Origin of the sequence: Thiolapillus sp. (assembly GCF_048562965.1) — a bacterium.
In the GTDB taxonomy this organism is placed as follows: domain Bacteria; phylum Pseudomonadota; class Gammaproteobacteria; order Chromatiales; family Chromatiaceae; genus Thiolapillus; species Thiolapillus brandeum_A.
In genome coordinates, this window is the sequence record NZ_JBHNMF010001109.1 from 1 (window position 1) to 878 (window position 878).

Annotated in this window: 1 pseudogene; it reads left to right on the forward strand. The window is 50.9% G+C overall.

The features are described 5' to 3' along the window. Positions 1-183: 183 nt before the first annotated feature. Positions 184-315: pseudogene (locus tag ACOCD2_RS22640) on the forward strand (recombinase family protein); the annotation flags it as partial. Positions 316-878 lie beyond the last annotated feature (563 nt).

Sequence of the window (878 nt, forward strand, 5' to 3'; positions counted from 1 at the left end):
CTTGTACCATGTCCCGCAGAAAAACATCGGGCACATCACGCCCATTCAGGCGCTTAAGGATTGGCACAAAAAAAGACCGTATTCTTTACAAACCGCAAATCCCCCCAAAAACCACCGACAACCACTGGTTATCTGTAAAGAAATATCGTAAACTTATCAGTGTAAAGATAACGAGTGTTTGTTATGCGGATCGGCTACGCGAGAGTTTCGACCCAGGATCAGAACCCCGATCTCCAGCTGGATGCCCTAAAGAAGGCCGGTTGCGAAGAGATTTTCCAGGCACCCCAAAAAACAGCACCAACTCCAGCAAACCGTCATCGCAAACCCCCAAGGACGATACCGCCACCACCCAGGCGCCAACAGCAAGGGGAATCAGCACAACGGTATCCGCTGCGGCAACACCCGCACGATTGAGACCGTTCAAACGTCCCCCATCACCCCATGCGAAACCTGTGGCGAAGACCTGAGCAAGACGCCCTGTCAGAAGTTTGAGCGGCGCGACGATCAGCCGGCGCTTGAGCGCCAAGCTGAAAGTGTTCAAGGAGTGGTTGAGAGTCAACCGGACTCTGCCGACTGCCAAGATCATGCGAACCACCGCAAACAAGCTGCGGGGTCATTATGCGTAATTACGGAGTATCGGGTAACAGCCGGAGTATCAGCAACTTTGCCTATCAGGTGGAACTGATACTTTGTCAAGTCCCGATAGATCATAGTTTTTCTTTTTGAATAATTCCGGTTGTTTTTTGTGCCAATCCTGTAAGCGCCTGAATGGGCGTGATGTGCCCGATGTTTTTCTGCGGGACATGGTAGTTGTAGATTTTCTGATACTGGTACAGCGTCTCCTGTAAATCCCTGGACGCATCAAAATGCGTGGTAAC